This window comes from Kitasatospora sp. NPDC059827 (assembly GCF_042731675.1).
Taxonomy (GTDB): Bacteria; Actinomycetota; Actinomycetes; order Streptomycetales; family Streptomycetaceae; genus Kitasatospora.
The window spans coordinates 165,788-188,747 of sequence record NZ_JBHWIV010000002.1 but is presented as its reverse complement, the minus strand read 5'-3'; the positions used below and the strand labels follow the sequence as shown (position 1 = coordinate 188,747).

At 74.5% G+C, this 22,960-nt stretch carries 17 protein-coding genes and 1 pseudogene; 6 read left to right on the top strand and 12 right to left on the bottom strand.

Annotation, left to right across the window (positions count from 1 at the left end; genetic code table 11):
• From ACFV8H_RS02060 to ACFV8H_RS02045, 4 genes are read left to right on the top strand one after another with little or no spacing between them, the layout of a single operon-like run.
• Nucleotides 1-1,236 carry an amidohydrolase family protein gene (locus tag ACFV8H_RS02060; protein WP_380396119.1) on the top strand — a complete coding sequence of 412 codons (1,236 nt, stop codon included), beginning with the start codon at nucleotides 1-3 and terminating at the stop codon, nucleotides 1,234-1,236.
• A gap of 23 nt (nucleotides 1,237-1,259) precedes the next feature.
• Nucleotides 1,260-1,454 (top strand): MbtH family protein, encoded by a 195-nt coding sequence (locus tag ACFV8H_RS02055; RefSeq protein WP_375890436.1) that lies wholly within the window; start codon nucleotides 1,260-1,262, stop codon nucleotides 1,452-1,454.
• Between the two features lie 5 nt (nucleotides 1,455-1,459).
• Entirely contained in the window at nucleotides 1,460-2,059 is a 600-nt protein-coding gene (locus ACFV8H_RS02050) for an NADPH-dependent FMN reductase (RefSeq protein ID WP_380396118.1), read from the top strand.
• A complete protein-coding gene (locus ACFV8H_RS02045) occupies nucleotides 2,056-3,663 on the top strand; it encodes an acyl-CoA carboxylase subunit beta (protein ID WP_380396117.1) in 1,608 nt (535 codons plus the stop codon). Before ACFV8H_RS02050 ends, ACFV8H_RS02045 begins: the two co-directional genes overlap by 4 nt.
• Nucleotides 3,664-3,732: 69 nt before the next feature.
• On the opposite strand, the pseudogene ACFV8H_RS02040 reads toward ACFV8H_RS02045, so the two are convergent.
• Nucleotides 3,733-6,483 (bottom strand): annotated as a pseudogene (locus ACFV8H_RS02040) (AAA family ATPase); the annotation flags it as partial.
• A gap of 217 nt (nucleotides 6,484-6,700) precedes the next feature.
• Here ACFV8H_RS02040 and ACFV8H_RS02035 point away from each other — a divergent pair.
• Both ACFV8H_RS02035 and ACFV8H_RS02030 read left to right on the top strand, forming a co-directional pair.
• Entirely contained in the window at nucleotides 6,701-7,783 is a 1,083-nt protein-coding gene (locus ACFV8H_RS02035; protein ID WP_375886182.1) for a ferritin-like domain-containing protein, read from the top strand.
• Nucleotides 7,784-7,816: 33 nt separating this feature from the next.
• Complete coding sequence (locus ACFV8H_RS02030; protein ID WP_380396116.1) at nucleotides 7,817-9,295, top strand: DHA2 family efflux MFS transporter permease subunit; 1,479 nt, start codon at nucleotides 7,817-7,819, stop codon at nucleotides 9,293-9,295.
• 36 nt (nucleotides 9,296-9,331) lie between these two features.
• Here the strand turns inward: ACFV8H_RS02030 and ACFV8H_RS02025 are convergent, their stop codons facing one another.
• The 11 genes from ACFV8H_RS02025 to ACFV8H_RS01975 all read right to left on the bottom strand — a co-directional run bounded on the left by ACFV8H_RS02025 (nucleotide 9,332) and on the right by ACFV8H_RS01975 (nucleotide 22,959).
• The gene (locus ACFV8H_RS02025) at nucleotides 9,332-10,384 is read right to left on the bottom strand and encodes a LuxR C-terminal-related transcriptional regulator (RefSeq protein WP_380396115.1); all 1,053 of its coding nucleotides are present in this window, start codon (nucleotides 10,382-10,384) and stop codon (nucleotides 9,332-9,334) included.
• A gap of 411 nt (nucleotides 10,385-10,795) precedes the next feature.
• Nucleotides 10,796-11,503 carry an alpha/beta fold hydrolase gene (locus ACFV8H_RS02020; RefSeq protein WP_380396114.1) on the bottom strand — a complete coding sequence of 236 codons (708 nt, stop codon included), beginning with the start codon at nucleotides 11,501-11,503 and terminating at the stop codon, nucleotides 10,796-10,798.
• A gap of 67 nt (nucleotides 11,504-11,570) precedes the next feature.
• Nucleotides 11,571-11,963, bottom strand: coding sequence for a RidA family protein (locus ACFV8H_RS02015; protein ID WP_380396113.1), 393 nt, complete (start codon nucleotides 11,961-11,963; stop codon nucleotides 11,571-11,573).
• A 79-nt stretch (nucleotides 11,964-12,042) separates the two neighbouring features.
• Nucleotides 12,043-12,882, bottom strand: a complete 840-nt coding sequence (locus tag ACFV8H_RS02010; RefSeq protein WP_380396112.1) for a hypothetical protein — start codon at nucleotides 12,880-12,882, stop codon at nucleotides 12,043-12,045.
• A 64-nt stretch (nucleotides 12,883-12,946) separates the two neighbouring features.
• Nucleotides 12,947-14,041 carry a methyltransferase gene (locus ACFV8H_RS02005; RefSeq protein WP_380396111.1) on the bottom strand — a complete coding sequence of 365 codons (1,095 nt, stop codon included), beginning with the start codon at nucleotides 14,039-14,041 and terminating at the stop codon, nucleotides 12,947-12,949.
• A gap of 83 nt (nucleotides 14,042-14,124) precedes the next feature.
• Complete coding sequence (locus tag ACFV8H_RS02000; RefSeq protein ID WP_380396110.1) at nucleotides 14,125-14,883, bottom strand: methyltransferase domain-containing protein; 759 nt, start codon at nucleotides 14,881-14,883, stop codon at nucleotides 14,125-14,127.
• A 3-nt stretch (nucleotides 14,884-14,886) separates the two neighbouring features.
• Nucleotides 14,887-15,657, bottom strand: a complete 771-nt coding sequence (locus ACFV8H_RS01995; RefSeq protein WP_380396109.1) for an SDR family oxidoreductase — start codon at nucleotides 15,655-15,657, stop codon at nucleotides 14,887-14,889.
• Nucleotides 15,654-16,523: a TauD/TfdA family dioxygenase gene (locus ACFV8H_RS01990; RefSeq protein ID WP_380396108.1), complete on the bottom strand. Its 870-nt coding sequence runs from the start codon at nucleotides 16,521-16,523 to the stop codon at nucleotides 15,654-15,656. The genes ACFV8H_RS01995 and ACFV8H_RS01990 overlap by 4 nt, the downstream gene beginning before the upstream one ends.
• Nucleotides 16,520-17,809: an aspartate aminotransferase family protein gene (locus ACFV8H_RS01985; RefSeq protein ID WP_380396107.1), complete on the bottom strand. Its 1,290-nt coding sequence runs from the start codon at nucleotides 17,807-17,809 to the stop codon at nucleotides 16,520-16,522. Before ACFV8H_RS01985 ends, ACFV8H_RS01990 begins: the two co-directional genes overlap by 4 nt.
• Nucleotides 17,810-17,947: 138 nt before the next feature.
• Nucleotides 17,948-22,249, bottom strand: coding sequence for an AMP-binding protein (locus ACFV8H_RS01980; RefSeq protein WP_380396106.1), 4,302 nt, complete (start codon nucleotides 22,247-22,249; stop codon nucleotides 17,948-17,950).
• Complete coding sequence (locus ACFV8H_RS01975; RefSeq protein ID WP_380396105.1) at nucleotides 22,246-22,959, bottom strand: DUF6309 family protein; 714 nt, start codon at nucleotides 22,957-22,959, stop codon at nucleotides 22,246-22,248. The genes ACFV8H_RS01980 and ACFV8H_RS01975 overlap by 4 nt, the downstream gene beginning before the upstream one ends.
• Nucleotide 22,960 lies beyond the last annotated feature (1 nt).

Below are 22,960 nucleotides of genomic sequence, written 5' to 3'. Positions count from 1 at the left end.
ATGACACTGCTACTGACCGGAGCCACCGTGCTCGACGGACTGGGCAACGACCCCGTCGACGGCGGCGCGGTGCGGATCGAGGACGAGCGGATCGTCGCGGTCGACGACCGGGCGCCCACCGGTGAGGCCGAGGTGGTCGACCTCGGCGGGCTGACCCTGCTGCCCGGCCTGATCGACGCCCACGTACACCTCGGACACTCCAGCGAGACCCGGGCGGTCCTCAACATGGAGCTGTCCGTGGCCGAGCGGGCCGCCGACATCTTCCGGACCCTGCGCCAGACCCTGGACGCGGGCTTCACCGCGGTGCGCGACTGCGGCGGCATCGACCACGGCATCCTGCGCACGGTCGGGCGGGGCCTGGTGCCGGGCCCGCGCATCTGGGCCTCCGCCTCGCCGCTCGTCCAGTGCGGCGGGCACGGCCACCTCGGCTCGCCCTTCCAGCCGCCGGACGCCACCTTCCACTTCCGGGTGCGCGGACTCACCGCCGTCGGCCGGATCTCGGACGGCTGCGACGAGGTGCGCAAGGCGGCCCGGGAGTGCTTCCGGCAGGGGGCGTCCTTCCTCAAGATGGCCGTCACCGGAGGAGTGGTCTCGCTCGCCGACTCGCTGGACGACACCCAGTTCACCGTGGAGGAGATCGCCACCGCGGTGGCCGAGGCGCACGCCCGGCACACCTACGTCACCGTGCACGCCCACAACGTCGCGGGGATCCGCAACGCCGTCACCGCCGGCGTCGAGTGCGTCGAGCACGGGACCGGCATCGACGAGGGCACGGCCGCGATGATGGCCGCGCGCGGCGTCGCCCTGGTGCCCACCCTCGCCATCGCCAAGGTCCTGGAGGAGGACTTCGACCGGCACGGGCTGCCCGAGCAGATCCGGCACCGGGTCGGCGACACCATGCAGGGCATGACCGACGGCCTGCTCGCCGCCCGGGCCGCCGGCGTGCCGATCGGCTCGGGCTCCGACCTCATCGGCCCGAACCAGAACCGGCGCGGCCTGGAACTCGCCCTGAAGGCCGAGGTGATCGGGGCCCGCGAGGCGATCATGTCGGCCACCTCGGTCAACGCCCGCATCATGCGGGTCGCCGACCGGATCGGCTCCGTCGAGACCGGCAAGTTCGCCGACCTGATCGCGGTCGACTTCGACCCCCTCGAAGAGCCCGGGCTCTTCGACGACCCCGACCGCGTGGTCCTCGTGGTCAAGGGCGGCCGGATCGTCAAGGACACCCGCAAGTGACCGCACCAGCCGAGGAGTCGCACATGTCCGCCGAGGAGCCCGGGTTCGTCGTGGTGGTCAACGACGAGGAGCAGTACGCGCTCTGGGACGCCACGTTGTCCGTACCGGGCGGCTGGCGCCGGGAAGGGTTCGCCGGCCCCAGGGCCGCCTGCCTGGAGCACATCGAGACGCGCTGGACCGATCTGCGACCGCTGAGCCTGCGCACCGCGGACCGGTGAGCCGCGTGGACGTCCTGAACGTGACGGCGGCCGGCCCGGCGCCCCTCGTGGTGGGGATCGGCGGCACCGGCCGCGCCGGCTCGACCACCGACCTGGCCCTGACGCTGGCCCTGCGCGGCGCCGAGCAGGCCGGTGCCAGGACCCTCAAGTTCGACGGCGCCTTCCTGGAGCAACTGCCGCTGTTCCGCCCGCACCACCCCGGACGCGTCCCGGCGATCCGGCAGTTGCTGGCCCGGGTGGCCCAGGCCGACGGCGTCGTCCTGGCCACCCCCAGCTACCACGGCGGGGTCTCGGCACTGGTGAAGAACGCCCTCGACTACCTGGAGGACCTGCGCGAGGACACCCGGCCCTACCTGCACGGCCGGGCGGTGGGCTGCCTGGTCAGCTGCGCCGGCTGGCAGGCCGGCGGTACCACGATGGCCTCGCTGCGCTCCATCGTGCACGCCCTGCGCGCCTGGCCGGTCCCGCTGGGCGTGACCCTGACCGCCGAGACCGGGCGCACGGAGCACGTGCGGGACCAGCTGTCCGCCGTCGGACGCATGACGACCGAGTTCGCCCAGGCCTTCGGCGCCCGGCAGGGCGCCGCCGCACAGGGAGCCCGATGAACACCACCGAGCACCTCGCCACCGACACTCCCGCCCTGCTCGCCCGGCGCACCACCGCGGAGCGCATCGCCGAGCTGGAGGAGCGCAAGGACGAGGCGCTGCGGCCCGGTTCACCCCGGGCCGCCCAGCGCCAGCGCATCCTCGGCCGGCTGACCGCCCGGGAACGCATCGGGCTGCTGCTGGACGACGGCTCGTTCATGGAGACGGAGGCGCTCGCCCGACACCGCTCCACCACCTTCGGCATCGACGACCAACGGCCCTACGGCGACGGGGTCGTCACCGGCGTGGGCACCGTCGACGGCCGCCGGGTGTGCGTGTACGCCCAGGACGCCACGGCCTTCAACGGAAGCGTCGGCGAGGTCTTCGGCGTGAAGGTCGGCAAGCTGCTCGACCTGGCCCTGCGCACCGGCTGCCCCGTCATCGGCATCAACGACTCCAGCGGGGCCCGGCTCCAGGAGGGCGTGCTGGCGCTCTCCGCGTACGGGCAGGTGGCCCGCCGTACCGTCGAGGCCTCCGGCGTGGTCCCGCAGATCTCCCTGATCATGGGCATGTGTGCCGGAGGGGCGGTCTACACCCCGGCCGCCACCGACTTCGTCGTCATGGTCGAGCGGACCTCCCACATGTTCGTCACCGGACCGGACGTCATCCGGGCGGTGACCGGCGAGAAGGTGGGGCTGGAGGAACTCGGCGGCGCGGAGGTGCACGCCCGGCGCACCGGCGGGGCACACTACCGCGCCGACGGGGAGGAGGAGGCGATCGCGTTCGTCAAGGACCTGCTCTCCTTCCTGCCGGCCAACAACGCGACCGAACCGCCCAGTTACCTGTCCGGCGCCGTCACCGGCCCGAGCGCCCGCGACACGGCGCTCGACCGGGTGATCCCGGACAGCCCCGAGGAGCCGTACGACATGCGCACGGTGATCGAGGCCGTGGTCGACGACGGCGACCTGCTGGACATCCAGCAGGAGTTCGCCCCCAACATCATCTGCGGCTTCGCCCGGATCGAGGGGACCAGCGTCGGGGTGGTGGCCAACCAACCGCTGCACCTGGCCGGCGTCCTGGACATCGACGCCTCGGAGAAGGCCGCGCGCTTCGTGCGGTTCTGCGACGCGTTCAACATCCCCGTACTCACCTTCGTCGACGTACCCGGGTTCCTGCCCGGGACGGTCCAGGAGTACGGCGGGATCATCCGCCGCGGCGCCAAGCTGGGCTTCGCCTACGTCGAGGCCACCGTCCCCAAGGTCACCGTGATCACCCGGCGGGCGTACGGCGGCGGCTACGCCTCGATGGGCTCGAAGGAACTCGGAGCCGACCTCTGCTTCGCCTGGCCCACCGCCGAGATCGGGGTGATGGGAGCACGCGGCGGGGTGGACATGCTGTTCCACCGCGACCTGAGCGGCGCCGAGGACCCGGCCGGGCTCAAGGCACGGCTCACCGAGGAGTACGAGGAGCAGCTGATCAGTCCGTACGTGGCGGCCGAACGCGGCTGCGTCGACGACGTGGTCCGGCCGGCCGAGACCCGACTCGCGGTCACCCGGGCTCTGCGCGCGCTGCGCGACAAGCGGGTGATCCCGCTGCCGAAGAAGCACAGCAACATCCCGCTGTGACGGCCGGGCGGCCCGGTTGGACACCCCCAGCTTCGCGAAGACCCGTGACAGGTGCATCTCGACGGTCTTCTCCGCGATGTGCAGCTGTTTGGCGATCAGCCGGTTGGTCAGTCCGTCGCCGACCAGCTCCGCGATCTGCCGCTCCCTGGTGGTGAGCACCAGCGCCGCCGCCGGGCCGCCGGGCCCTCCCCGGCCCCGTGGGACCCTGGCCGCCAGCCGGCGCCGCTCCTGCCGGGCGGCGCGGGCCAGCAGGACCGCCCCGCACTGGTCGAGCGCCGTCTCGGCGGCCTTCAACTCCCGTGCCGCATCGTCGAACCGGTCCTGGTGCCAGAGCGCGAGGCCGAGCACCGTCCTGGCCCGGAGGGCGTCGATCACCCGCCCGCTCGACTCCAGCCCCGCCACCGCGCGCTGGGCGGGCGGCAGGGCCTGGCCGGGTACGGTCCGCAGCAGCACCTGCGCCCGGGCCAGGTCGGCCACGGCCCCGGTCCGGTCGACGGCCGCGGCCCGGGCGGCCCAGTGCGCCGCCCGGTCGTACCGGTCGGCGGCCAGTTCGGCGCGGGTCAGCAACTCGTACCAGACGGGCCGTGAGCCCGCGTCGGAGGTCGGCAGTTCGGGGCCGCCCGCCTCGGAGACCGTCGCGATGCACCCCTCGTGGTCGCCGCTCGCCAACCGGGCCTCGGCCAGCACCCGCAGCGCCATGGCCTCCTTCCAGTTGCTCGCCGAGTGGCGGGGCGGCAACGTCGCGGTGAGCGCGGAGGCCAGGGCGTTCTCCGTCCGCCCGCCGGCGATGTCGACCAGGGCCTTCATGGCGTGGGCATTGATCACGCCCTCCAGGCACTCCGCCTCCTCCGCGAGGTGGACCGCGTGCTCGGCGGTGGCCTGCGCCTCCGCGAGCTCGCCCCGGGTGCGCAGCACGTAGGCCAGCCCGACCAGGAGGTGCGGCAGGTAGAGCAGGTGGCCGGTCCGGGTGGCGAACTCGACGGCCTTCCGGAAGTGCCGCAGCGCGTCGTCCCAGGCCGAGCAGAGGACCTCGCTCCAGCCGATCCACAGCACGGCGTTGAGGCTGCCCGCCAGCTCGTCGTCGTGCATGCCGTCGACGATCCGGGCCGCGTCGGCGAGCCGGCCGACGGCGGCCTCGACCCGCCCATCGGCGGCGGCGACCAGCGCGAGCAGGCCGAGGCAGGACGCCTGCAAGGCGTGGTGGCCGCTGCCGCGGGCCGCGGCCAGCGCCTCCTCGGCCCAGCGGACGGCCCGCCCGTCGTGGTCGACGGTGTACAACTGCCCTGCCGCCAACTGGCACTTGAGGGCCGCGACCACCGCGCCGTGCTGGTCCTCGTGCCCGTCCACCTTGGTGCGCAGGATCACCTCGGTCTCCTCCCGGGCACCGAGCATCCGCTGCACGGTGGCGGCGAAGACCACCGCCTCGGCGTGCTCGGCAGCCGGCTCCCGGGGCAGCACCCGGAGGGCCTCCTGCATGAGTTCCCTGGCCTCCCGCAGGCCCCCGCGATCGGTCACCGACCGCGCGAGCTCCACCCGCAGCCGGGCCCGCTGCACCGCGAACTCGGCGCCGCAGGGCAGCACCCTCAGGGCGGTCCGCAGCCAGGCGACGGCCCTGGCGGGTTCGGTGGCCGCGACCGCGCGGGCCGCCGCGCACAGCACGTCGACGGCCTCCAGGTCCCCGAACCTGATGCTGCTGTCGACGTGCCGCGCCCGTTCCGTCGGCAGGGCGTCCCGGGCCCGCAGCGCCTCGTCGGCGCGGGTGTGGATGCCGATGCGCCAGGCCAGTTCGGCGGTCTCCTCGACCGCCCGGTGCACCGTGGCGTGCCGGAAGACGAAGTGGTGGCTGCCGGCCACGGGCCGGACCAGGTCGCAGCGGACCAGCGCGCCGAGCGCGGCCAGCACGGTCGTCTCGGACTCGTCCAGCACCCGGGTCAGCAGTTCGGCGTCGAACTCGCTCCCGATGATCGCGGCGGCCCGCGCCGTGCGGCGCACGTCCGGCGCGAGCGACGCCAGTTCGTCGAGGATGCCCGCACTCGCGTCGGCCGAGCGTTCGGCGGTCAGCATCCGCAGGTAGCCGGGGTTGCCGCCGCTGTGCCGGTAGAGCTCCTTGCGCCGGATGGCGGTGGTGTCGGCGAGGAGCAGGTCGGCGTCCTGCTCGGACAGCGGGGAGAGGTGGAGGTGCTCGACCGCCACGCGTTCGGACCGCCCGTGGATGGCCGTGCGCAGCCGGGCCGGGACCTGGCGGTCGCGGTAGCCGAGCAGGATGAGGAGCCGGGCCCGGGGCGGCCGGCGCAGCAGGGTCGCCACCAGGCCCAGCGAGTCGGGGTCGGCCGCGTGGACGTCGTCGAGGATGAGCACCAGGCCGGGCCGGGCGAGGGATTCGATCAGGTCGTGGATGATCCGGAAGTCCGGGCCGGCGCCGGTACCGGCGACGGCGGGGCCGTGGCCGGAGTGCTCGCCCTGGAGGACGCGGGTCATCTGCTCCCGTCTCTCCCGGGGCCACTCGGACAGCACCGTCCGCACCAGCTCGCGCTGTTCGTCGAAGGCGTCGGCGACCACGCCGAGCGGCGTCCCCCGTGAGGCGCCGGCCCGGCCGGTGGCCACCACCATGTCCCGGGATCTCGCGAGGTCCGCGAACTCCGCCAGCAGGGCGGTCTTGCCGATGCCCGGGTCGCCGGTCACCGTCACCGCGCACGGGAGGCCGGCCGTGCTCTGCAGTTGTCTCAAGGAGCCTTCCAGGGACTCCAGTTCGGCCGTCCTGCCGACGACCCCCTGGCGCGTTTGTGCGGAATCCCGGACGACATGGACAGCATGATCCACCGAGCCCCCTCCTCAGCCGACACAGCCGCTGACTAGTTCGAACGTAGCCGGACCCGACGGCCGGGTGCGTGCTGACAGAAGTGACGTCATCACGACATGCGTGAAGCGGAGGATGTGACAGGGCCGCGCCAGGGGGTCGCCAGGGATATCCCCACTGCACCCGCGGCTCCCGTCCTCGCAGACTGGTGGGCGGCCACCCCACGAGGAGGGACGTCCGATGAGCACCCGCATCTACGCGCTGCCGGTCGAGCAGACCCGCTGGCAGGTTCCCGGCGGCGGCACCACCGTGTTCGACTGGGAGTACGACGAGGGAAGGGACAGGCTGCTGGGCCTCTACGAACGGGGCAAGCAGAAGCAATGGGACGCCAACACCCGGATCGACTGGTCGACGGAGGTCGACCTCAGCGATCCGATGGGCGTCCCGGAGCAGACCATCGCGATCTACGGGACCCGCACCTGGGACCGGCTCGGCCCCAAGGAGCGCGGCACCGTCCGCCACCACCTGGCGGCCTGGCAGTTCTCCCAGTTCCTGCACGGCGAACAGGGCGCGCTGATCTGCTCGTCCAAGATCGTGCACACCGTTCCGGATCTCGATTCCAAGTTCTACGCGGCGACCCAGGTCATGGACGAGGCCCGCCACGTCGAGGTCTACTCCCGGTACCTGCGGGAGAAGCTCCAACTCGCCTACCCCATCAACCCGGGACTCAAGGCACTGCTCAACGACGTGATCTCCGACTCGCGTTGGGACATGACGTACCTCGGCATGCAGGTGCTGATCGAAGGCCTCGCCCTCGCCGCGTTCAGCCTCATCAGGGACAACGCGAGCGAGCCCTTGGCCAAGGCGCTGAACGCGTACGTGATGCAGGACGAGGCGCGCCATGTCGCCTTCGGGCGGCTGGCGTTGCGCGAGTACTACCCCGAACTGACCCAGGCCGAGCGGGACGAACGGGAGGAATTCTGTGTCGAGGCATGCCACTTGATGCAACAGCGGTTCCTCGGCGAGGAGGTCTGGCGTAATCTCGACGTCGACGCCGACGAGTGCGTCAGCCATATGCGATCATCCGAGCACTACCGCATGTTCCAGACCTACCTCTTCTCGCGGATCGTACCCACCCTCAAGGACATCGGACTCTTCGGTGCCCGGATGAGGAACACCTTCGCCGACATGGGGATCATCGGCTTCGAGCAGCAGAACCTCGACGCCTTGGCCGAGCAGGACGAGAGCATCGCGGAAGCCTTCGACAGAGAGCGCGTCGCGCAGGTCGACAGGACTATCCGGCTGGCATCCGGAGAAGCGTGACGCGCCGCCCACCTACTCCAGGAGTACCCAGCAGTGAAGCAGACAGCTTCCGCTCAAGCACAACGAGGAACGCTCGCACTGACGTTGACCGCGTCGGGCGGCACGTTCCTGGCGATGCTCGACTCCACGGTGACCAACCTGGCCGTCCCGGACATGCAGCACGACTTCGCCAGCGCCTCGCTCCCCGCGCTGTCCTGGGTCATCAGCGGCTACGCCGTCCTCTTCGCCGCACTGCTCACCTCGGCCGGCCTGCTCGCCGACGTGCTGGGTCGCCGCCGGCTGTTCGTCGGCGGCATCATCACCTTCACCCTGGCCTCGCTGCTGTGCGCCCTCGCACCCAGTCTGCCGGTGCTGATCGCCACCCGCATGCTGCAGGGCGCCGGCGCGGCCGCCATGATCCCGGCCTCGCTCGCCATCCTGCTGCTCGACGGGCCCGCCGACCAGCGCGTCAAGTCGATCGGCATCTGGAGCGCCGCGTCCGCCTTCGCCGCCGCGGTCGGGCCCAGCGTCGGCGGCGTCCTGGTCGAGAGCCTCGGCTGGCGCTCCGTGTTCTACATCAACCTCCCGTTCGGGGTGCTGCTCACCGTCGCCGCGCTGACCCGGATCCCGCGCACCGTGGTGGACCCCGCCGCCCGCAGGTTCCCCGACCCGCTGGGCACGGTGCTCCTCACCCTCGGGATCGGCGCCCTGACCCTCGGCATCACCGAGGGTTCGGACTGGGGTTGGCTCGACGTCCGGACCCTGGCGGTCTTCGTGGCCGGCGTGCTGGCCGTCGGCGTGGTGGTGCCGCGCTCCCTGCGGCACCGGTCCCCGGCGATCGACCTGTCGCTGCTCGGCCACCGGCCCTTCGCCGTCACCAACCTGGTCTCACTGCTCTACGGCATGGCCCAGTACCCCTGGCTGCTCGCCAGCGTGATCTGCCTGACCAACGTCTGGCACTACAGCGAGCTCGACGCCGGACTCGCCATGACCCCCGGCGCCGTGACGGCCTCCGTCGCGGCGCTCGCCATGAGCCGGCTCGCCCCGAAGGTCGGCGGCCCGCGCACGGTCGCCATCGCGGGCCTGGCGGTCTTCCTGGTCTGCGGCGTCTGGCTGGTCCTGGGACTCGGCGACACCCCGGCATTCTGGACGCTGTGGTTCCCGGTCGCCTCGCTGGCCGGCATCGGCATGGGCCTGGTGACCATGGGGACGGCCGCCTCGGCCGCCTTCTCCGCGCCGCCCGTCCGCTTCGCCACGGCGAGCGGCCTCAACACCACGGCACGTCAGTTCGGCGGCGCGCTCGGCATCGCCGCCTTCGCGGTCTTCGTCGACGGTCACCGGAAGGTCGACAGCGCGAGTGTCTTCACCTCGGTGTTCGTGTTCTCCACCGTCGTGGTCGTCATCGGCCTGGTCCTCGCCGTAGTGGCGCTGCGCCCGGCGCCTCCCGCCGCCGCCGCCGTTCCCGCCCCGGCCGCTCCCCCCGCCGGCGCGGACGGCACGCCGTCGACCCGGGAGCCCGCGCAGCCCAACTGACGGACCGTCACATCCGGCCGGCGGGACGGTCGTCGGTCACGGCCGCGCGGTCCCGCCCGGAGCCGCCGGTGCGTCCGCGCCGTCCTCCAGGAGCCCGTGACGGTCAATCAGGTAGCCGAGCTGGAGGCGGCTGGACGCACCGAGGCCGTGCATGATCTCCGAGACGTGCCGCTGGCAGGTGCGGACGGAGATCCCGAGGGCCCGCGCGGTGGCGCGGTCGTCGTCACCCTGCACCAGGTGCCGGAGGATCGAACGCTTCGTCTGCTGGGCGATGCTCCGGACGAATTCCTTCTCGCGCGGCTTGTCGATGGGCTCGGCGGTCGACCAGAGCAACTCGAACGCCTGCGCGGCGAAGGCGATGAGATCGGGACTGCGGATCACCAGCGCTCCCCCCGGGGCGTCCCCCAGGGGCAGGAAGAGGACGGCCCGGTCGAAGAGGATGAACCGGGGGAGCGCGCTGGTGACCGTACGGACGTCGGCGCCCAGCCCGATCAGTTCCTCCGCGTACTTCACCGTGGTCCGGTCGAACCGCGCGGCGTACTGGTAGAGGGTGCGCATCCGTACGCCCCGTCCCAGGAGTTGCCGGTCCCGGTCCCGGGCGGCCAGCAGCTGCGCCGCCGGACGCGGACCCCCGGGCTGGGCGGCGAGCACCTCCCGCGAGCACTCACCGGCGTACCGGTCGAGCAGCCGGACGACGTCCTCACGCGACTCGAACCGTTCCAGGTGCGGGCCCTGGTACGCGTGCTGACGGGCACCGTGGATCAGCGCGAGTTCGGCGAGCTGCCCCCGGACCCGCAGGAGGTCCAGCTGAGTGGCGTGAACCCGGTCCTCCCAGCGCTTGAGCACCCGGCCGGCGGCCTCCGCCGGGTCGGCCACGGCGAGCCGCCCGGGACCGACGTGCTTGAGCAGACCGGACGCGGAGAGCACCTCGATGCTGTGCGCCACGGCCTCCCGGCCCTCCCCCACGAGGAGCTCCTCGACCCGCAGCGGCCCGTGCTCGGCGAAGTCGCGGTAGAGGTCGATCTCAGCGGCCGTCAGCTCACGTGAACGGGCAGCTAATTCCGAAGAGTTGTCCGCTGTGATGTCCACTTTACACCTCTTCTCCTTATGCCGGACACCTACCGATCCTAGATCGATACGCCCGACAGGAGAGCGCCCGCATTCGGCCAACTCTGACAGCCGCCACCGCCCTCCGGGGGATCCGTCCCCGGAAATGCCGGCCCCGCACCACCCGCCCCGGCACGCCGGACCTGCGAACCCGACTCCCCACGGGCAGTTCCCCACCGCCCGACTCCCGACCGACCCGGGGAAACGAATTCGACCGGAAGACCCGGAGGACCGACCTCGGAAACGGCCCCGAAACGACCCCGAAACGACCGGGGAAATGGCCTCCCCAGAATTGTTTCCGTTCCCTCGGCACGGGCAAAGGAAGGTAATTCCCCGGACTGTGGACCGGGAATTCCGCGACCAGGCCCGGCCGGGGTGGGCCCGCCGTGGCCGTCACTGCGCCGCGGGTGCCGCGGCGGTGAGGAGCAGGTGGGCGAGGTCGGCCGGGCGGGAGAACATCGGCCAGTGGCCGGTGTCCAGTTCGGCCAGCTGCCAGGGCGCGGCGGTGAGCAGGTCGGCCGCGTCCTCGTCGGGTTCCTCGCCCGCGAGGAGGCACTTGACGTACGTCGTGGGCAGGGTGGTGAGGGGGCCGGTCAGGGTGGCGGGCTCGGTGAGGGTGGCGCCCGGGTGCGGGGTCGCGCCGGCGACGATGCGGGCGGTCTGCTCCGCGGTGAGGCCGTGGCCGGCGAAGTGCTCGGGCCGGGCGCAGGGCCAGGAGCCGCCGTTGGCGGCGAGGGCGGCCCGGAGCGTCGTGCCGCCGTCCGGCCAGCCGTCGGCGAAGGAGCGGCCGTCGACGGGGACGGCCGCGTCGACGAGGACCAGCCGGTCCAGTCGGTCGCCGATCCGCTGGGCGGCCTGGCCGACCGGGACGCCCGCGTAGCTGTGGCCGACCAGTACGACCCGGCGCAGGTCGTGGCGTTCGACCTCGGCCACGACGTCCTCGACGTGGGTCCGCTGCCCGGCCGGGACGTCCCGCTTCTCGGCCAGCCCGGAGAGCGTCAGCGGGTGGACGGCGTGCCCGGCCGCGCGCAGCGCCGGGGTCACGTCGGCCCAGGCCCAGGCGCCGAGCCGGGCACCGGCCACCAGGACGAAGTTCAGCATGACCGCACCGTAGTGGAGCGGCCCGGAGGGCGTCGCGCGGATATCCGGGGCCGGCGGCCGGGCCCGCTCAGCCGAGGACGGCGTCGACCTCCACCTCGACCAGCCACTCCGGGTCGATGAAGCGGGAGACCTCGACGACGGTGGTGACCGGGCGGATCGCCCCGAAGCGTTCCCCGTGCGCCCGGGCGGCCTCCTCCCAGGCCGTCACGTCGGTGAGCATGAGCCTGGTCCGCACCACGTCCGCCAGCGAGGCGCCCGCCTCCGCCAGCGCGGCCTCGACGATGTCCAGGCACCGGACCGTCTGGGCGTGGACGTCACCGGGCCCGACCGTCCTGCCGTCCGCGCCGATCGGCGCGGTGCCCGCCACCGCGACGAACGGCCCCTTGCGGACCGCCCGGGAGAACCCGATGCGCGGTTCCAGGGGCGAACCCGAACTGACCAGCCGGCGCGTGTTGTCCATCGCGCCATGCTGGCAGAGCGGCGGGCGGCCCGGCCACACCGTCCCGAGGTGCGGACGGGCGCGGCCCGCCGGGGCGTCGTCAGGCCCCGGCCACGGCCGTGAACTCGGCGGTGCGGACGGCGTCCCCGTGCTTGAAGTCGAGGTAGAGCCGGTACGGGCCGGCCGTCGGCGCGACCGCGTGGAAGGTGATCTCCGGGCCGGGTGCGGTGACCCCGTCGCCGGGCTCGCCGTTCGGGTGGACGTGCAGGTAGGCGAGGTCGGCGACGCGCAGGGCGACCAGGTGGCCGTAGGCGGCCAGGTAGGGCTGGAGGTCGGCGACGGGGGCGCCGTCGCGGGTCACGGTGAAGGTGAGCGGCGCGGCCGAGCCGGCCGTCAACTGCCCGGCCAGGGTGACGGTGTAGCCGTCGACCGTGGCGGTGGCCGAGGCCTCCGGCAGCGGGTGCGCGGCGCTCCCGCCGGGGAGGGCGAGGTCCACGCCGAGGGTGAGCGGGGCGGCGCCGACGGCCTTGAAGTCGGCGTAGGCGTGGTAGTCGGCGGGCCCGTCGAAGGGGTTGGCCACCCGCCAGGTGCCGTCCGCGTCCAGCGTGGGGTGGACGTGCCGGTAGCCGGAGAGGTCGCGGCGGACCACGATCAGGTGCAGCAGGGCCTCGTGCTGGGGCTCGTACGCGGTGACGGGCGCGCCGTCCGGCCCGGTGATCCGGAAGGTGAACTCGCCCTCGGGGCCGACGGTCTCCGGTATCAGGGTGTAGCCCTGGTCGGAGGCCGCCAGCCCCTGCGGAGCGCCGTGCCCGCCGTGGTGCCCGCCGTGGTGCCCGGCGTGGTGGTCACCGTGGTGGTCACCGTGACCGGCGTGCTGCTCGTGCTGCTGGTGCTGGTGCTGGTGGTGCTGCTCGTGGTCGTGGTGCTGATGGGTGTTCATACCGTCCACGAACGCGGCCCGTTGCGGCCTCGTTCCCGCGACCGTTCCGCTCCGAGCGAACCGGTCAGGCCGCGACCGCCTCGACCACCGACAGGACCGTCGGCGTGGGCAGGACCCGGGAGAGCCGCAGGCCGGCCCGCCGGAAGAGCTCCGCGAAGTCCTCCTCGGTGCGCTCGCGGCCCGCGAGGGACGCCATCATCATCAGGTCCAGGGCCTTCGACTGGTGCGGAGCGTTCCCCGCGGGGACGACGGCGTCCACGACCAGGACCCGGCCGTCCGGGCGCAGGGCGCGGCGGCAGTGGCCGAGGAAGGTCACGCAGCGGTCGTCGTCCCAGTCGTGGGTGATCCGCTTGAGCACGTGGACGTCGCCGGGCGGCACGGCCTCGAAGAAGTCGCCCTCCGCCGTCGTCCAGCGGCCCGCGACCTCCGGGGCCGCGCCGAGCCGGTGCCCGGCGAGGACGTGGGCGCGGTCGAAGAGCACCCCGTCCAGGCCCGGGTTGCGGCGCAGCACCTCCAGCAGCAGGCCGCCGTGGCCGCCGGCCACGTCCACCACCGTGCCGGCCTTCGGGAAGTCGTAGGCGGCCGCGATCAGCGCGTTCTCCGGGTCGGACATCGCCGCCATGCCCACGTGGAAGACGGCGGCCGTCCGCTCGTCCTGGGCGAAGTGGTCGAAGAAGGGCATGCCGAACAGCGCCTCGAACGCCGAGGTGCCGTCGGTGAGACAGCGCGTCAGTTCGCCGGCCGGGCGCCACATGGTGCGGTCGGTCAGCATCAGGACGGCCGTCCGCGCGGAGTACGGGACGTCGCCGCGCAGGGCCTGCCCGGTCTCGGTCAGTGCGAAGCGGCCCCGGTCGTCCTCCCGCACCACGCCCCGGGTGGCGAGCAGCCGCAGGACGCGGTGGAGGCCGTCGGCGTCGGTGCCGGTCGCGGCGGCGAGTTCGGCGGGGGCGCGGGGGCCGTCCGCGAGGTGGTCGGCCACCCCGATGTCGGCGGCGGCGCGGAGGGCGGCCGGGAAGAGGAAGCCGAGGGCCTCGTCGATGAGGTGGGCGGCGGAGCGCCGGAAGCCGTCCTCCGACCCGTCACCGGCGGCGCCTCCCGTGTCCGGCGCCCCTCCCTCCGCCCGCTCCGCACCGGGCCTGTCACCGTCGTCCTGCCGCATGCCGTCCTCCTCATCGTGTCCGAGTCCTGTCCTAGTCACGTCCGAGCCGTGCCCGCGCCCTGCCCGCGTGGTACTCGGGTGTCCTACGCCTGCGGCCGTGCCCCCTCCCGGTGCCGCCACCGCACCGGGTCGTCGGCGACGGCCCGGGGCCGCGCCCCGGTGGGCGCGCGGTACCCGGCGCAGGAGAGCACCAGCATCTCGCCGTCCCCCGGCTGGAACTCGTACGCCACCCGCTCCACCCGGCTGCCGATCCCGGCTCCGGCCAGTTCCTCCCGCAGCCGTTCCAGCCCCCGGTAGCGCTCGCCGGTGTCGTAGACCGTCAGCGGGAACAGCCGGACCTCGCGCCGGGCCACCCGGGCGAGGTCCAGCAGTGCGGCCCGGTGGAACTCCTCGCCCAGCCGGTTGCCGTAGGAGAAGACCAGGTGCGAGCTGAGCACCAGGTCGAAGGAGGCGTCCGGGAAGGGGAGTTCGGGCAGCGTCCCGGCGACGTAGCGCTCCGGGCGGGCGGTGATGTCGGCCCGGAACTGCCGGGAGTTGGCGGTCCACTGCCGGATCAGGTCGTCCGTGTCGGTGTACCAGGACGGGGTGAAGCCCGCCGTCTCGCGCGCCAGCAGCTCCCGCTTGAAGCCGGTCTCCCGCTCGACCAGCAGGCCCAACTCCTCCCGGTGCACGGCGTACTCGCGGTCGACGGCGACCGCGTCGATCCCGCGCCGCCCGGCCTCGGCGACGAAGCTCGCCGCCCCGGCCGGGCAGTCCAGGATGCGCCGGCCGGGGCCGAGGTCGCGGTCGGTGAGCGCGAACATCGCCCGGTACTCGGCGAAGGAACGTGCGCTGACCAGCACGGGTCAACCCCTTCCGACGAACGGCATGGTGGCCGGCAGGACCACCAGGGACTGGATGGTGGTGTCCGGCGGCTGCGCGGCCATCAGCAGCAGGGCGTCGGTGAAGCGGTCGACCGGGATGGTCGCCTCCACCGCCGACGTCCCGTCGGCCTGGGTGGCGGCGGGCTGCGGGGCGCCGTCCGGCGGGCTGACGTTGCCGACGTCGATCTGCCCGCAGGTGATGCCGTAGGGCCGGCCGTCCAGGGCGAGCACCTTGGTGAGGCCGAGGACGGCGTGCTTGGCGGCCGTGTAGGCGTGGGAGTGGGGGCGCGGCACGTGCGCGGAGGGCGCGCCGTTGTTGATGATCCGGCCGCCCTGCGGCTGCTGGGTGCTCATCAGCCGGAAGGCCTCCCGGGCGCACAGGAAGCTGCCGGTGACGATGGTGTCCAGGACGCGGTTCCAGTCCTGGAAGGTCGTCTCGGTGATGGGCCGGCGCGGGGCGGCGGCGCCCGCGTTGTTGAAGAGCAGGTCGAGCCGGCCGTAGCGGTCGCGGACGGCGTCGAACAGCCGGGAGACCTCCTCGGGGTTGCGGATGTCGGTGGGCACGGCCAGCACCCGTTCCGGGTCGACGGCCCCGGTGTCGACGGCGAGTGCGGCGGTCTCCTCCAGCGCGTCCTTGCGGCGGCCCGCGAGCACCAGCGTCCAGCCGGCGCCGGCCAGGGCCAGCGCGGAGGCCCGGCCGAGCCCGCTGCCGCCGCCGGTGACCACGGCGACCTTTCCGTCCGGTCGGTTCACGGCGCCCACGTCTCCCCCTCGTTGAGCCAGATCCGCAGCATCCGCCGGGCGTACCGGCCGGGTTCGTCGACGTACGCCGAACGTCCGTGCAGGACGCGGCTGTTGCGGATGATCAGCAGGTCGCCGGCGGCCATCGGCAGGCCGAAGGCGATCTCCGGGCGGTACAGCACCTCGTCCAGCACGCCGAGCGCCTCCCACTGACGGTCCGTCAGTTCCGGTCCGCCGCGGTCGGGTGAGGAGCGGACGGTCCGGGTCTGGTAGTAGCAGCCGGTCGTGCCGTCCTTCCTCGGATACAGGATCGGGGTGACGACCAGCTGCGGGCCCGCCCGGCCGGTCCGGTCGAAGGTCCAGTCCTGGCAGAGCGTGGCCAGGGCGTCCGGCCGTTCCCGGCCGATCAGGTCGTGGACGTGCCGGGCGCTCGCCAGCTTGGTCAGCCCCCCGCCGTGGTAGGCGGGTTGGAGGCAGAGCAGGACGAGCAGGTCGCAGGTGTCGCAGTGGAATCCGAGTTCGGTGTTGCCGTCCCCGTCGTGGTCGCGCAGCACCGAGGTGAGGTCGCCGCGGCCGTTCTGCGGGACGATCCGGCCGTGGTCCCGCAGCAGGAAGGAGAGCACCTCGGTGATCTCGCGCTCCGGCTGCTCCGGGTCGACCAGGTTGGCGACGTGGGTGATCCCGACCGAGTCGACGGCCTCCCGGACGAAGGACCGCAGCCGCTCGCGCACCGGCCCGGCCGCGCCCCAGCGCCGGGCCCGGGCGTCGGCCCACAGCAGGTTCCGCTCACCGTCGCTCAGCGGCAGCGACCACATCTGCCGCCGGGCCTCCAACTCCAGGCTGCTCCAGCCGATCTCGGTCACGGCGTGCTCGTTCACAGCGCCTCCTCCTGCCCCGTCCCGGCCGCGACGGCCTTGGACCAGAGCGCCAGTGCCTCGTCGACCTGCGCGGCCGTGACGACCAGCGCGGGGATCATCCGGACCACGTTGAGGTGGATCCCGCAGAGCAGCAGGAGCAGTCCGAGCTCGGCCGCCGCCTGCTGCACCCGCCGGGCCGTCTCCGGATCCGGCGAGCCGTCCGGGCGGCAGAACTCACTGGCCGCCATCAGCCCGAGGCCCCGGACGTCGCCGATGCCGGGCACCCCGGCGGCGACCGTCCGCAGGCCGTCCAGCAGCCGCTCGCCCTGCTCGGCCGCGTTCTCCACCAGCCGTTCCTCGCGCAGCACGTCCAGGGTGGCCAGGGCGGCGGCGCAGGCCACCGGGTTCCCGCCGTAGGTGCCGCCCTGGGAGCCGGGCCAGGCGCGCCGCATCAGATCGGTCGGCGCGGCGACGGCGGACAGCGGGAAGCCGCTGGCCAGGCCCTTGGCGGTGATCAGCACGTCGGGCCGGAAGCCCGTCCCGTACGGGTGGGCCGCCTCGTGCTGGTGGGCCCAGAACCGGCCGGTGCGGCCGAAGCCGGTCTGCACCTCGTCCAGCACCAGCAGCAGGCCGTGCCGGTCGGCGCGCTCGCGCAGCCCGGCCAGGAACCCGGCCGGGGCGGGGACGTAACCGCCCTCGCCGAGCACCGGTTCGACGAACAGGGCGGCGGTCTCGGCGGGGGCGGAGACGGTCGCCAGCACCTCGTCCAGCCCGCGCAGGGCGTGCGCCACCGCCTCCTCCTCGGACAGTCCGAGCCGGAAGGCGGCCGGGAAGGGCGCCACCGCGACCCCGGGCGGCAGCGGGCCGATGCCCGCCCGGAAGCGGGTCCCGGCGGTGGTGAGCGAGGCGGCGCCCATGGTGCGGCCGTGGAAGGAGCCCTCGAAGACGATCACGTTCTGCCGCCCGGTGGCGTGCCGGACCAGCCGCAGCGCCGTCTCCACCGCCTCCGTCCCGGCGGTGGCGAAGCAGAGCGAGTCCAGACCGGGCGGCAGGACGTCGCCCAAGCGGTCGGTGAGGGTGAGCAGTTGGTCGTGCAGCACGGTGGTGTACTGGCCGTGCAGCAGCCGGCCGGCCTGTTCGCGGACGGCCTCGACCACCCTCGGGTGGCAGTGGCCGGTGCTGGTCACGCCGACGCCGGAGGTGAAGTCGAGGTAGCGGCGGCCGGCGGCGTCGTAGAGGTGGAGGCCTTCGCCGCGTACGGCGACGACGGGGGTGGCCTGCTTGAGCACGGGGGAGAGCTGGGACAACGGAGTCTGCCTTCTCTCGGGGCGGGTCGGAGCGGCGGGACGGAGCGGCGGGACGGAACGGCGGGACGAAGGGTCGGTAGGAACGGGACAGGTCGGTCGGGGCGGGACAGGTCGGTCCGGACGGCGAGGCGAAACGGTTCAGCGGGGTGGCGGCAGTTGGCCGGCCTCGGCGGCCCAGGTCTGCGCGGCCGCCCACCACTGCGCCGTCGGCGCGGCGAAGCGGACGCCCAGCCGGTCCAGCACGGCGGTGGTGTAGCCGCAGTCCACCCGGACGTTGCGCTCCTCCTGCTGGGCCCAGGCGGCGGCCAGCCGGGCGGCCGTCGGGTGCCGCCGCTCGGCCCGGGCGATGGCGGCCGCGAAGCCCGCCTCGTCGGTGAGCCGGACGGGGCGGCCGTGCGCGGCGAGCCAGCCCACCAGTTCGTCGTGCGGCGTCGGGTGCGGGTTCTCGACGTGGTAGGCGCCGGGCGCCGCGTACGGGTCGAGGGCGATCGCGGCGATCCCGGCGGCCACCGTGTCCACGTACGAGAACGCGAAGGCCGTGTCCGGGCGACTGGGGGCGGCGCCGGCCAGCAGGTAGCCGCGCACCAGCTGGTAGACCCGGTTGTCGCCGGAGTTGGCCTGGAAGGCGCCGGTCAGGCTGTGCGCGGCGATGTGGCCGCTGCGGTACAGGTAGGCGGGGTGCCCGCCGGCCGCCCAGGCCCGGACGGCCTGCTCGGCCCGGTACTTGCTGCGCTCGTACGGGGTGCGGAACCGCTGACCGATCCACAGGTCCGCCTCGCCGAACCGGCGCGGGGGGCCGTCCACGCCGCCGGACACGGTCAGCGTGGAGACGTGGTGGAGCCGGGCCTGCGGGGTGTGCTCGCCGACCCAGCCGAGCAGTCGGCGCACCGCCGCGTGGTTGGCCCGCTCCAGCTCCTCGGGCGCCGCGACCAGCCGGACGTCCGCCGCCGCGTGCACCACGATCCGGGCCTCCCGGGCCCGTTCCAGCCCGGCCGGGGACAGGCCCAGACCGTCCCGTTCGAGGTCCCCGGCGACGACGTGGGCGGCCGTCCCACCGGCCCGCCCGCCGGCCAGCCCACCGGCCAGCCGCCGGACGGCCGCGGCGTCGTCGGCGGCCCGCACCAGGCAGGTGACCACGGCGCCGCGCCGCCCGAAGGCCTCCAGCAGGTGCCGCCCGAGGTAGCCGGTGGCGCCGGTGAGCAGCACCCGGGCGGGTTCCCGGACGACCGCCCGGGCGGTGGGTGCCACCCCGCTGTGCAGCAGCTGCCCGGAGGTGGACAGCGGCGAGCGGACGGGCTCGTCGGCGGTCGGCCCGCCGAGCACCGCGGCGAAGCGGTCGAGGACCCGCCGGGCGGACGGGTGCCCCACCGCCGGCCATCCGTACACCAGGTCGGCGACCAGGCGCCGCTCCACCACCCGGGCGGTGAGCCGCAGCCGGTACAGCGGGTCGCCGCCGGTGCAGCGGGCCGTACCGGCCTGCTCGTCGGCGACGGTCCAGTCCAGCGCGGGTTCCTCGGGCAGCCGGAAGGTGCCGAGGAAGTTGAACCCGAGGTCCGGTCGCGCACCGGGGGCGTCCATCGGCCGGACGGGCGCCTCGCTCAGCCGGCGGGCCGTCTCCGCCGGTCCGGCGCCGCTCGCAGGGTCCAGCTCGACGTGCTTGACGGCGGTGAACCAGCCGACGGTGTCCAGGAATTCGCCCGGGTCGCCGACCGCGTCCCGGCCGTGGGTCTCGACCTCCACGGCGAGCCGGGGCCCGCGGCCGTCCGTGGCGAGGGCGGCTTCGGCCCGCACGACGGCCTCGGCGAAGGCGTCCAGCAGGACGGCCTCCAGCCCGGCGCCGCCGCCGTACCGGGCGACCAGCCGGGCGGTGGCCTCGGTGTCCAACGCCCAGCTGAGCGCGGCCGGTCGGACGGGCGGACCGGGGTCGGCGGCGGGGGCGGGGGCGGGGGCAGCGGGCGCGGCGGCAGCGGGTGGGGAGGCGGGCGCGGCGGCAGCGGGCGCGGCGGCGGCGGCCCACCGGTAGAAGTCGGCCGTCGGCGGCAGTCCGACCGGCTCGCCGTCCAGCACCGCCCGGTAGGCCCGGGCGAGGTCGTCCAGCAGGATCCGCCAGGACAGCCCGTCGACCACCAGGTGGTGGGCGATCAGCGCGAGCCGCTGGTCGGTGCCGGGCGGGCCGGTGAACAGGTGGGCGCGCAGCAGCCGGCCGGCCAAGGGGTCGAGGCTGCGGTGGAGTTCGGTGCAGACCCCGGCGACGGTGTCGGCGATCGCCCGCGCGGCGCCCGGGATGCGGGAGTGGGAGAGCGGGTCGAGGTCCGCGACGGCGAGCGGTTCGCCGGGGCCGTCCGGGCCGACGGGTCGGCGCAGCGCCGGGTGGCCTTCCAGGACGGCCGCGAGTGCCGCCGAGAGCGCGGCCGGGTCGACGGCGGCGCGGCAGCGCAGCAGGACCGACTGGTTCCAGTGCCGCAGGTCGTCGACCGCCCGCTGCCGGTACAACCAGCGCTGGGCGGGGGCGAGTTGACCGCTGCCCGGGTGCCTCGGCGCCGGTACTGGGGCACCTACGGGCACGGCCGCCGACGCCAGCCCGGCCGCCGTCGGGTACCGGTAGAAGTCCTCGTGGGTGACCCGCAGCCCGGAGCGGCGCAGCAGGGCGATGGTGCGCATGGCGAGGATGGAGTCCCCGCCGAGGCCGATCACGTCCGTCCGCGGTCCGATCCGGGGCAGGCCGAGCGCGCCGGCCCAGAACCGGGCGATCTCCCCGGCCGGACCGTCCCCGGCCGCAGCCGCAGCCGTCGCATTCGCCGTACCGTCCGAACCCGCCGTACCGTCCGAACCCGCCGGGCCCTCCGCACCGGTCGGCTCGGCGCGGGCCTCGACCAGTCGGTCCACCAGCTCGGCCAGCCGGGCCCGGTCCAGCTTGCCGTTCGGCCCGAACGGGAAGTCGGGCAGCACCAGGACCGGCTGCGGCACGGAGTAGCCGGGCAGCCGGTCGCGCAGCCGGTCGACCAGTCCCGACAGGTCGACGGCGGGATCCAACAGCCGTACCACACCGATCAGTTGGCTCCCGGGGGAGGTCTCCCGCAGCAGCGCCGCCGAGCCCGCCACGCCCGGGTACCCGTCCATCGCCCGCTCGACCTCGGCGAGGTCGACCCGGTACCCGCGGACCTTCACCTGCCGGTCCACCCGACCGAGGAACACCAGGTCGCCGTCGGCCCGTCGGCGGCACAGGTCGCCGGTCCGGTAGGTCCGTCGGCCGTCCCGCCGGACGAAGCCCCGGGCGGTCTCCTCGGGCCGCCCGAAGTACCCGGCGCTGACGCCCCTCCCACCGATCAGCAGTTCCCCCACCGTGCCGTCGGCCACCGGCCGCCCGGCGCCGTCCACCACGGTGAGCAGCACCTCTCCGATGCCGCTGCCGATCGGCACGGTCGCTTCCCCGTCCGGGAGTTGGCGGGCGGCGGTGGCCAGGAAGCAGGTCGCGCCGACAGTCGTCTCGGTCGGCCCGTAGTGGTTGACCAGCCGTTCGGTGACGCCGTCGTCGAGCAGGGCGGCCGCGAGCGGGCGGGGCAGCGCCTCGCCGCCGAGCAGCAGGGTGCGCAGCGGCGGGGTGCCCGCCGGGCGGCCCTCCAGCAGCGCGGCCAGGTGGGAGGGGGTGGTCTTCACGGTGTCGACCCCGGCGCGGCGCAGCGTGGTCCAGAACGCCGTGGGGTCGCGCACCTCCCGGTCGGGCACCACGTGCACCGAGCCGCCGGTGGCCAGGGCGAGCAGCCAGGCGGTGTGGCCGAGGTCGGCGGCGAGGGTGGTGACGTGGGCGAGTCGAGGGGCGTCGGCCTCGGTGAGCCCGAGCCGGTCGGCCAGGGCGTGGGCGTAGTGGACGGCGTTGGCGTGGGTGACGGTCACGGCCTTGGGCTCGCCGCCCGATCCGGAGGTGAAGGACAGGTACGCCGGGTCCTCCCCGCCGGGCCCGCCACCCTCCTCGGCGGGCTCGCCCGCCGGCCCGTCCTCCGCCGCGTCGTCCGGCCAGCCGTCCTGCCCGCCCGCCAGCACGTCGACGACCTCGACGTCCGGGCCGGCGGCCCCGCCCTCGGTGGCGAGCACCCGCCCCACCCCGACGGCGGCCAGCCGCCGGGCCAGGTCGGCGGCCGTCCAGTCCGGGTCGGTCAGCACGGCGGCCGCGCCGGAGCGCAGCACCCCGTGCAGCAGCACCAGCATCCGGGCGTCCCGGGGGCCGAGCAGGGCGACCCGGTCGCCGCGCCCGGTGCCGCCGGCGGCCAGCCGGGCGGCGATCCGCCCGGCGGCGGCGTCCAGGGTGCGGTGGTCGATGGTGCGGCGGCCGTCGCTGACGGCGGGCCGGTCGGGGTGGGTGCGGGCGCGCTCGGACAGCAGGGCGGTGAGCGAGCCGGTGTCGGGCGCGGTGGCCCGGAGGTGCTGGGTCGCGGAGGTCACGCCGGCTCGTCCCCCGTCCGGACCACGCGGGCCGTACAGGCCGTCTGCGCCGTACGCGCCGGGTCGGCCGCACGCACCGGACCGGCCGGGTCGGCCGCACGCACCGGACCGGCCGGGTCGGCCGTACGGGCCGTACCGGCCGCGCGGTGCGAACGGACCGTAGGGCCCGGCCCGGGCGGGTCGAGGTCGGCCGGGTCCCCCGCCAGGTACCCGTCCAGCACGGTGCCGTCGCGCAGGCGTCCGGCCAGTTCCCAGGCCAGCATGCGGTGCAGGCCGTCGACGTGGATCAGCCCGCGCCGGACCGCCAGCCGCTCGTAGTCGGGGTGGTCGACCGGCGCGGTGGCGAGGTAGAGCGCGGTGAACGGTGCCCGGCCGAGCAGCCGGAGCTTCCCCGAGCAGACCGGGTTGGCCGCCGCCCAGTCGGCGCCGCCGGAGCGGACGCGCTCGACCGCGCGGGCGACGGTCAGCCCGCTGCGCGGGACGAGTTCACGCTCGCCGCCCTCGCTGAGATGCCAGGGCAGGACCACGCCGAGCACGTCGGCCCGGGTCAGCCGGACCCGCCACCAACCGCCGGGGACCTCCTCGTCGGCGCGTTCCAGGTTCTCCTCGCCGTACAGGTTGGTGTTGCCCTCGTGGGCGCGTTCCACCGGATGGTCCCGCAGGTAGGCCCGGTGGACCTCGGAGTAGGCGACGGCGCTGACGATCTCCACG

Bases quoted from the DNA above. Each gene is read 5' to 3' on its own strand.
- ACFV8H_RS02060 (WP_380396119.1), top strand. From the start codon at position 1: ATGACACTGCTACTGACCGGAGCCACCGTGCTCGACGGACTGGGCAAC.
- ACFV8H_RS02055 (WP_375890436.1), top strand. From the start codon at position 1,260: ATGTCCGCCGAGGAGCCCGGGTTCGTCGTGGTGGTCAACGACGAGGAG.
- ACFV8H_RS02045 (WP_380396117.1), top strand. From the start codon at position 2,056: ATGAACACCACCGAGCACCTCGCCACCGACACTCCCGCCCTGCTCGCC.
- ACFV8H_RS02035 (WP_375886182.1), top strand. From the start codon at position 6,701: ATGAGCACCCGCATCTACGCGCTGCCGGTCGAGCAGACCCGCTGGCAG.
- ACFV8H_RS02020 (WP_380396114.1), bottom strand. From the start codon at position 11,503: ATGCTGAACTTCGTCCTGGTGGCCGGTGCCCGGCTCGGCGCCTGGGCC.
- ACFV8H_RS02015 (WP_380396113.1), bottom strand. From the start codon at position 11,963: ATGGACAACACGCGCCGGCTGGTCAGTTCGGGTTCGCCCCTGGAACCG.
- ACFV8H_RS02010 (WP_380396112.1), bottom strand. From the start codon at position 12,882: ATGAACACCCATCAGCACCACGACCACGAGCAGCACCACCAGCACCAG.
- ACFV8H_RS02005 (WP_380396111.1), bottom strand. From the start codon at position 14,041: ATGCGGCAGGACGACGGTGACAGGCCCGGTGCGGAGCGGGCGGAGGGA.